The organism is Limosilactobacillus fastidiosus (assembly GCF_014145505.1).
Taxonomy (GTDB): Bacteria; Bacillota; Bacilli; order Lactobacillales; family Lactobacillaceae; genus Limosilactobacillus; species Limosilactobacillus fastidiosus.
The window spans coordinates 44,459-53,484 of the sequence record NZ_JACIUZ010000038.1; the positions used below are offsets into that span (position 1 = coordinate 44,459).

At 41.0% G+C, this 9,026-nt stretch carries 7 protein-coding genes; all 7 read left to right on the plus strand.

The genetic code is table 11. The features are described 5' to 3' along the window. Positions 1-54: 54 nt before the first annotated feature. The 7 genes from eno to smpB all read left to right on the plus strand — a co-directional run bounded on the left by eno (position 55) and on the right by smpB (position 8,793). On the plus strand, positions 55-1,377 hold the full coding sequence (eno, locus tag H5R64_RS05665; RefSeq protein WP_182580989.1) for a phosphopyruvate hydratase: 1,323 nt from the start codon (positions 55-57) through the stop codon (positions 1,375-1,377). 205 nt (positions 1,378-1,582) lie between these two features. Continuing rightward, positions 1,583-2,968 (plus strand): amino acid permease, encoded by a 1,386-nt coding sequence (locus tag H5R64_RS05670; protein ID WP_414843074.1) that lies wholly within the window; start codon positions 1,583-1,585, stop codon positions 2,966-2,968. A 263-nt stretch (positions 2,969-3,231) separates the two neighbouring features. After that, positions 3,232-4,776, plus strand: a complete 1,545-nt coding sequence (locus H5R64_RS05675; RefSeq protein ID WP_182583027.1) for a ClC family H(+)/Cl(-) exchange transporter — start codon at positions 3,232-3,234, stop codon at positions 4,774-4,776. Between the two features lie 65 nt (positions 4,777-4,841). Beyond that, complete coding sequence (gene secG, locus H5R64_RS05680; protein WP_182580987.1) at positions 4,842-5,081, plus strand: preprotein translocase subunit SecG; 240 nt, start codon at positions 4,842-4,844, stop codon at positions 5,079-5,081. A gap of 65 nt (positions 5,082-5,146) precedes the next feature. Continuing rightward, the gene (locus H5R64_RS05685; protein ID WP_182580986.1) at positions 5,147-5,902 is read left to right on the plus strand and encodes an alpha/beta hydrolase; all 756 of its coding nucleotides are present in this window, start codon (positions 5,147-5,149) and stop codon (positions 5,900-5,902) included. A gap of 1 nt (position 5,903) precedes the next feature. Next, positions 5,904-8,300: a ribonuclease R gene (gene rnr / locus H5R64_RS05690; RefSeq protein WP_182580985.1), complete on the plus strand. Its 2,397-nt coding sequence runs from the start codon at positions 5,904-5,906 to the stop codon at positions 8,298-8,300. A gap of 25 nt (positions 8,301-8,325) precedes the next feature. Next, positions 8,326-8,793, plus strand: a complete 468-nt coding sequence (gene smpB, locus H5R64_RS05695; RefSeq protein WP_182580984.1) for an SsrA-binding protein SmpB — start codon at positions 8,326-8,328, stop codon at positions 8,791-8,793. The last annotated feature ends 233 nt before the right edge of the window (positions 8,794-9,026 follow it).

Here is a 9,026-nt window from a genome sequence, read left to right on the forward strand (position 1 = left end):
TTAATGAAATAGCGCGACTGCTATCGAATTTAAGACAGAGGAGAGATTCATCAAATGTCACTTATTACAGATATTTATGCACGTGAAGTTCTTGATTCACGTGGTAACCCTACAGTTGAAGCTGAAGTTTATACTGAAGCTGGTGGTGTTGGCCGTGGAATCGTACCTTCAGGTGCCTCAACTGGTGAACACGAAGCCGTTGAATTGCGTGACGGTGATAAGAACCGTTTTGGCGGCAAGGGAGTATTAAAGGCCGTTGCTAACGTTAACGACGTTATTGCTAAGGAAATTGTTGGTATGGAAGTTACCGACCAAATCGCAATTGATAAGGCAATGATTAAGTTAGACGGTACTCCAAACAAGGGTAAGTTAGGTGCTAACGCCATCTTGGCTGTTTCCCTTGCTACTGCTCGTGCTGCTGCCGACGAATTACAAGTTCCTCTTTACAATTACCTTGGTGGTTTTAATGCTCACGTATTACCAACACCAATGATGAACGTTATCAACGGTGGTGCCCACTCTGATAACAAGGTTGATTTCCAAGAATTCATGATCATGCCAGTTGGTGCACCAACTGTTCGTGAAGCAATTCGTTGGGGATCAGAAACTTTCCACGCTTTGAAGAAGGAATTGGAAGCAGCTGGTAAGGTAACTTCTGTTGGTGACGAAGGTGGATTTGCTCCTGACTTTGCTAACAACGAAGAACCATTCGAATACTTGATTAAGGCTATCAAGGATGCCGGCTACAAGCCAGGTAAGGACATTGCTATTGCCTTTGACGTTGCCGCTTCAGAATTGTGGAATGACGAAGACAAGAAGTACAAGCTTCGCTGGTCAACTGGTGAAGAATACACTACTGAAGAATGGATTAACTACTTGTCAGGTATTATTGAAAAGTACCCAGTAGTATCTGTTGAAGACCCAATTGACGAAAATAACTGGGATGACTGGGTAACTATTACCAACAAGCTTGGTAAGAAGGTTCAACTTGTTGGTGACGACTTCTTCGTAACTAACACTGATTACCTTAAGAAGGGTATTAAGATGGGGGCTGCTAACTCAATCTTAATTAAGCTTAACCAAATTGGTACTTTGACTGAAACTGTTGAAGCTATCGAAATGGCTAAGGAAGCTGGTTACACTGCCATCGTTTCGCACCGTTCTGGTGAAACTGAAGACACTACCATTGCTGACTTGGTTGTTGCTACTAATGCCGGCCAAATCAAGACTGGTTCAATGAGCCGGACTGACCGTCTTGCTAAGTACAACCAATTAATGCGGATTGAAGATCAACTTGGTGATGTTGCTCAATACAAGGGTATCCACTCCTTCTATAACTTGAGTGAACAAGCACGTCAAGACATCGAAAACCGTTAATTTAATTAGCACTAAAATGTAAATAGGTTCCTTGCATCTGGGCAAATCTGGATGTAAGGAACCTATTTTTTGCTTTTTAAGTTGAACGATTACTCTTTTGACTATCCTAATTAATGATGAGAAAACGATGAGAAGGATCTTGGCAATTGATAATTCATATAATATAATTTGAAAAGTTATAGTTTGAGAAAAGGATTTGATACTAGTGAAAGATTCTGCGCCAAAATTACGGCGATCAATGACTGCTAACCAGATGGAAATGATTTCCTTGGGAGGCGCTATCGGTGTTGGGTTATTTATGGGATCAACTTCAACGATTAAGTGGACGGGACCTTCAGTTCTTTTAGCGTACGCATTCGTTGGCTTAATTCTTTATATCGTTATGCGGGCCCTAGGGGAAATGATTTATATTAATCCAGGAACTGGTTCCTTTGCAGATTATGCTACCGAATATGTTCATCCTCTTGCTGGATATCTTGCTAAGTGGGCAAATGTTTTTGAGTACATTGTAGTGGGAATGTCAGAAGTGGTTGCTGCGACGGAATACCTGAAATTTTGGTGGCCACATATGCATACATGGATTGCCGGAGTGATAATCATTGTCTTTTTGGTATTAGCTAATCTTGCTAGTGCTAAGGCGTACGGTTCACTTGAATTTTGGTTTGCGATGATTAAGGTCGTCACCATTATTTTCATGATTTTTCTTGGGTTTATGGTGATCCTTTTTGGCTTTGGTAATGGTGGCCATCCGACAGGCTTTAGTAATTTATGGGCACATGGTGGTTTCTTTACCGGTGGGGTTAGTGGTTTCTTCTTCTCAATGTCAATCGTCGTTGGTTCATATGAAGGGATTGAACTATTAGGAATTTCTGCTGGTGAGGTTGCCAATCCGCAAAAAGCAATTATCAAATCGGTTAAGTCCGTTCTTTTCCGGATTTTAATCTTTTATGTTGGTGCTATTTTTGTAATTGTTACGATCTATCCGTGGGATAAGTTAAGTAGTGTTGGCTCACCGTTTGTTTCGACTTTCGCTAAGGTTGGAATTACTGCCGCAGCCTCTATTATTAACTTTGTTGTTTTAACGGCTGCTCTTTCTGGGGCTAACTCTGGGATCTATAGTTCAAGCCGAATGTTATTCAAGCTTTCGCATGAAGGGGATGCACCAAAGGTTTTTGGTCGACTTTCTAAACGAATTGTTCCAAATGCGGCGATCTTAGGAATCTCTGGTGGAATCTTAATTGGATTCATTATTGATATGATTTCATCTGCTTATAGCCATTCAACCTCTGATATGTTTGTGGTTGTCTTTAGTTCATCCGTTTTGCCGGGAATGATTCCGTGGTTTGTAATTTTACTTGCTGAATTACGTTTCCGGAAGAATAATCCTGACTTAATGACAGAGCACCCATTTAAGTTACCCCTTTACCCGTTCTCTAATTACTTTGCGTTTATAATGCTAATTGTAATCGTGATCTTTATGTTTATTAATCCTGATACACGAATTTCTGTTATTGTGGGGGCGATTGTTCTGGTTGTTGCAACGACCGTTTACCTGATTCGTCATGGCTTGAGTAAACCAACAGTTAAATGATTTAAACTAGGTGAGGCCGGAAAAACATTTTTTCTGGCCTCATCCTGTTATTAAGAGTCTCCAAGCTTATAGAGTCTAATCGCAGAAATTAACCAGCTCCTTAGAGCCTAACGACGAATGATTCTGATGATTTCATCATCATTCGTCGTTTTCGGTTAGCCAATCAAGCTCTTGAAAAGGTTAATTATCAGCTTCTATTTTTTTATCTTAATTGATGTAGTACAATACTTTGTTGTATCTTTTGAGGAAAGTTGTGAGATAGAATGGATAAAAAAGTAATTACCAATCAAAATAGCCAAGTTAAGCAATTGATTCGTGCAATCATTATTGGATTATTAACAGGATTAGTGGTTAGTACATTTCGGTTAATTATTCAACATTTTTTGCAATTTGTTCAGATTAGCTTTAACTATTTTCACCAGCAGCCAACTGGTCTAATTTACTGGGCAGTTGGTTCTGTTATTTTAGCGCTAATATTGGGCCATTTTGCACAGCGATACCCCAATATTAAGGGATCTGGAATTCCTCAAGTTGAAGGGCAATTAAAGTGTCAGTTTGAGGAAAAATGGTGGCCAGTTCTTTGGCGAAAATACCTTGGTGGAATCTTTGCAATTGGGTCAGGACTATTTCTTGGTCGGGAAGGACCTTCTATTCAATTAGGGGCGACAATTGGTCAAGGAGTCGCTGAAACAGCACATGTGGATTCACTAAACCGGCGAGTAGGGATTGCGAGTGGGGCAGCTGCAGGACTAGCAGCGGCCTTTAATGCGCCGATTGCCAGTACTATTTTTATTCTTGAAGAAGTTTACCATAACTTTTCACCGTTAATTTGGCTAGCAACCTTCATTAGTTCACTTTGTTCCAACATGGTTTCAATGACTATTTTTGGGCTTAAACCAGTCCTAAACGTTCCTTATCACTATGAACTACCAGTTGGCTTATATTGGCACTTGATTATTTTAGGGGTTATTCTGGGAATCCTCGGTCGTCTTTATCAGGTCGTGATTTTGCACCTTGATTATTGGTCCGGAAAGCTCACTTGGCTCAAGCCTACAGCTTATCCAATTATTCCGTTCCTCCTAGTAATTCCGGTTGCCTGGTACCTTCCTTATACTCTTGGCGGTGGTAATCAGTTGATCGCAGAATTACGTCTTTTGCCATTTTCCCTCTCTCTTTTCGTGGGCCTCTTTATTCTACGTTTTATTTTTTCGATGATTAGTTACGGGAGTCAGTTGCCAGGGGGGATTTTTCTTCCGATTTTGACCTTAGGAGCTGTTCTTGGTGCAGCTTATTGTGCCTTAATGAATAATTGGGGGATCCTGCCAATTCAGTACTTGCCAAACTTTATTATTTATGCGATGGCTGGCTACTTTGCTTGCATCAGTAAGGCACCGTTTACTGCAATCCTCCTTATTACTGAAATGGTTGGCTCACTAGCCCACTTAATGCCTTTAGCAATGGTTTCTATTATTGCTTACTTAGTTGTCGATGTTCTTCATGGTAAGCCGGTTTATACCGAGATGTTTGAAAACTTTATCGGGTTACGGACCGAGAAGAAGCCACTTCACCAAGAAACACTTTCCATATCAGTTTACCCCGGTTCTGAGCTAGATGGTTGCAAGATTGCAGATTATAATTGGCCAGCAGACTGCATTGTTTCCTTAATTTACCGGGGAGAAGATAAGATTATTCCGAACGGAAGAACAGTTTTGTTAGCAGGAGATACCCTTGTAATTCAGGCGAATATTTCTGATAAGAACAAGCTACAAGAAATATTGGAGCAAGCATCTCATGCACCAAAAATGTAGAAATTAGGTAAATAGTATGTTATTATTTATCTGATATAGTGGGTAATTATTAGGAGGAAAAATCCTTGTATAACACATTAATGACTTTATTTTTAATAGACTGTGTAGTCTTGATTGCATGCGTTATGATGCAACCAGCTAAAAACGATAATGATGCAATGTCTGCTTTAAGCGGTGGTGCTGGAGACCTATTCTCACGGCGTAAAGCTCGTGGCTTTGAAGCGGTAATGCAAGTTGTCACTACAATTTGTGGGGCAATTTTCTTTATCCTTGCTTTAGCCTTGGTTTTCGTTTCATCACATTAGAGTAGCGATGCCTCCTGTATCATGTATTCAGGAGGCCTTTTTTTATTTTTAAGGAGTAAGAAATAATGGAAGTTAGCTCGGGCAAGCCTTTTTTATTTCCGCATGGGAGCTTTGGGGTTGTTTTACTTCATTCATATACAAGTAGCAGTGCGGACATGCGAATGCTTGCACGACACTTAGAAAGACAAAATTATACGATTTATGCTCCAGTATTTACGGGACATGGTAGGGATCCCCTTACTGTTTTAAAAAAAGGTAATCCAGATGATTGGTGGGTGGATACGCAATTTGCAATTCGCAAGTTAAAAGACCTTCGAATGGAAAAAATAGCGGTTCTTGGTCTATCATTAGGAGGGTTACTGGCAACAAAAGCGTTAGAAAATGATCCAAGCTTAGCTGGAGGAGGCGTTTTTGCTTCGCCCGTGACTACTTGGGGTAAATCTAACGTTCCCCAGTTTTTTCCTCGGTTAGCTGCTACTTATTACCAAAATGCTGGATTAAGCTTGCGGCAGATTACGGAGCGGATTGCTGAAATTAATCAGTTGTTACCTAGGCAACTAACCGAAATTAGTCAAATGACTCGAGAAATCGATCACCACCTTGATCGGATCCACCAACCATTTTTTATTGGTCAAGGAGGAAAAGACGAGATGATTGATCCGCACTCTGGAGAAAAATTAAAAAATAAATTATTAGCGCAGGGGACACCAGTTGATTACCATTATTACCCACAAGCGGGGCACGTGCTTACCGTTAATGATGCCCACCGGCAATTATTTACTGATGTTACTAACTTCCTACAAAAAATATTTGAGGTGTAATATGACAACAAAAACAAAACTAAAAGATCAGATATTAGACTATCTAAAGGATAATGCAAACGTTAGCTTTTCTGCAGAAAAGTTAGGTCGGGCATTAAAGATGGATGATGCCGAAGCCTTTACGCCAATCATTCAGACACTTGCCGAACTCGAACGAGAGAAGCAGGTTGAGGTAACGGATCAGGGAGAATTTAAAGCAATAATTAAGCCCCAAGCGATTGTTGGTACCTTCCATGCTAATGGTAAAGGGTTTGGCTTTGTTGATTATGACCCCGATCTACCGGATATGTATATTAACCCCGATCATACGATGCACGCTTTGAATGGTGATCAGGTTGAAGTTAAAATTTTGCGTCCCGCTAAGTCGGGAAGCGATCAGGGTCCGGAAGGCCAAGTTGTTAAGATCGTTGAACACAATTATGATCAGATCGTTGGTGAATTTAAGCAGGAAACTGTTGGAAAGTATGTTGGTGAAATCCTCCTTAAGGATAAAAAGCTTTCTAATTATCGGTTCTTCGTCAATGATCAGGGTCTCAAACCAATGGATGGTCAAGTGGCAACGGCAACTGTTGCTACCTACCCTGATGATGAGACTCCCGAAATCATGACTGGGGCAGTTAACGAAGTAATCGGAGATAAAGATGAGCCAGGAATTGATATTCTTTCGGTAATCTATGCTCATGATGTTCCTCATGAATTTCCCAAGGAAGTAATGGATGAGGCGAATAAGATTCCTTTAAAGGTTCTGCCTGAAGAGAAGAAGGGGCGGGAAGACATCACTAATCAACCACTTGTGACAATTGATGCCATTGAGTCAAAAGACTTGGATGACGCAGTTGTTGCTTGGAAGATGGATAACGGTCACTACCATCTTGGGGTTCACATTGCTGATGTTAGTCACTATGTAAAGCCTGGTTCTGCCCTTGATAAGGAAGCATTTAAACGGGGAACTTCCGTTTACTTAACTGATCGGGTGGTTCCCATGCTCCCTAAACGCCTCTCTAACGGTATCTGTTCGTTAAATCCAGGAGAAGAGCGACTTTCAATGAGTTGTGAAATGGAAATTGATGAACAAGGCCGGATTGTTAAACACCGGATTTTCCCAAGTGTTATGCGGTCACATGCCCGGATGACTTATAAGGCTGTTAACCGGATCTTGGAATCTCACGATGCCAAAACAATGGCCCAATATAAAGAACTAGTCCCAATGTTTGAAACTATGCGGGATATCCACAAAATCCTTCTAAATGCTCGGAAACGGCGCGGTGCAATTGATTTTGAAGCTCCGGAAGCAAAGATCGTTGTTGATGACAAGGGACACCCAACCGACATTCAACTCCGAGAACGAGGGTTGGCCGAACGGATGATCGAATCATTCATGTTGGCTGCCAATGAAACTGTTGCCGAGCATTATTACAAAGAACACGTGCCATTTCTTTACCGGATCCACGAACAACCTGATAACGAGAAGGTTAAGTCTTTCTTCGAGTTTTTGAGTGTCTTCGGAATTAATGCTCATGGTGATGTTAATAATATCAAGCCCAAGATGCTTCAAAATGTTTTGAAGCAGGTTGCTGGAAAGCCAGAAGAACAGATGGTCCAGGTAATGATGCTACGAAGTATGCAACAGGCAAAGTATGACGATGAAGAAGTCGGTCACTTTGGCTTAGGCGCAAACTACTACACACACTTTACTTCACCAATTCGCCGTTATCCTGATGACACTGTTCACCGTTTAATTAAGTGGTACGAGAAGCATGGTAAGGATGAAAAAGCCAAGGCTGCTTGGCGTGATCGCTTGCCTGAGATTGCGGAACACACATCATTTACTGAACGACGGGGAATCGATACTGAACGAGACGTTGACAGCATGAAGAAGGCTGAATACATGGAAGACCATGTTGGGGAAACTTTTGATGCTGTCGTTAGTTCAGTGATGAAGTTCGGCTTATTTGTTGAACTAGAAAATACCGTGGAAGGGCTAATTCATATTAGTGTAATGAATGATGACTACTATGAATATTCTGAAAAGCATATGGCTTTAATTGGACGTAGTCACCACCGAATCTTCCAAATTGGTCAGCCAATTAAGGTTAAGTTGGTTCGGGTTGATAAGGATCTGCGTGAAGTTGATTTTGAGTTGGTTAACCCTAAAGAAGCCCCAACAACCAAGATCCGGGTTCCTCATAATGATGATCGACGTCGTGGTGGCCGAGGAGGTCGTCATAATAATCACCGTCATGGTCATAATAAGGAACGCTTCCGGAATACTCAAGGAAAGTGGAAGCATAACGATCATGAGAATGGTCACCTGAATAATCGGCAAATTAACCGTGGTCAGACCCGTCATCATAACAACTCTCGTGATTTTGAAGGTCATCATCAGCGTCGTCACTAATATTTTGACCTAATGGAGGGATACCATGGCCAAAAGGAAACAAAGTAATGATAATTTAATTGCTCAAAATAAAAAGGCTCGCCATGATTATTTTGTGACGGATACTTATGAAGCAGGACTAGTTTTGACCGGAACTGAGATTAAATCTGTTCGTGCCCATCGGGTAAATTTAAAAGATGGTTTTGCTCAAATTCGGAATGGTGAAGCTTGGTTAATGAATGTTCATATTAGTGAGTATGATAATGGGACTTACTTTAACCAGGACCCACTCCGCAACCGGAAACTTCTTCTCCATAAGAAGGAGATTCATAAAATTGCCGGTGCTCTCCAAGACAAGGGGGTTACCCTAGTACCATTAAAAATGTATATCAAGCATGGATATGCTAAGGTTCTTCTTGGCCTCGCTAAAGGGAAACATGAGTACGACAAGCGTGAATCCATTAAACGTCGCGAAGCCAACCGGGAGATGGAAAGGGTAATGAAGCATTATTAAAAAGAGTGTGTGAGCCAGCGAAGCCTAGAAATAATTGTGAGCTCAACATTTTCAAACGAATGATAAAAAAGCCATCCAGAGGTGATCACTTCTGGATGGCTTTTGTCATTTAATCGGGTATACACTATCTGGTATTGATGAAAAATCAATACCAGTTTTTTGTACACAAAAAAGGACAACTGTTGCCCTCGTATTGTACAATCAATTCACCACAAAAATCATGTAAAGAAGGT

What these genes read in the sequence shown, in the direction of transcription:
- eno (WP_182580989.1), top strand. Translation starts at nt 55, where the DNA reads ATGTCACTTATTACAGATATTTATGCACGTGAAGTTCTTGATTCACGT.
- H5R64_RS05675 (WP_182583027.1), top strand. Translation starts at nt 3,232, where the DNA reads ATGGATAAAAAAGTAATTACCAATCAAAATAGCCAAGTTAAGCAATTG.
- H5R64_RS05685 (WP_182580986.1), top strand. Translation starts at nt 5,147, where the DNA reads ATGGAAGTTAGCTCGGGCAAGCCTTTTTTATTTCCGCATGGGAGCTTT.
- rnr (WP_182580985.1), top strand. Translation starts at nt 5,904, where the DNA reads ATGACAACAAAAACAAAACTAAAAGATCAGATATTAGACTATCTAAAG.
- smpB (WP_182580984.1), top strand. Translation starts at nt 8,326, where the DNA reads ATGGCCAAAAGGAAACAAAGTAATGATAATTTAATTGCTCAAAATAAA.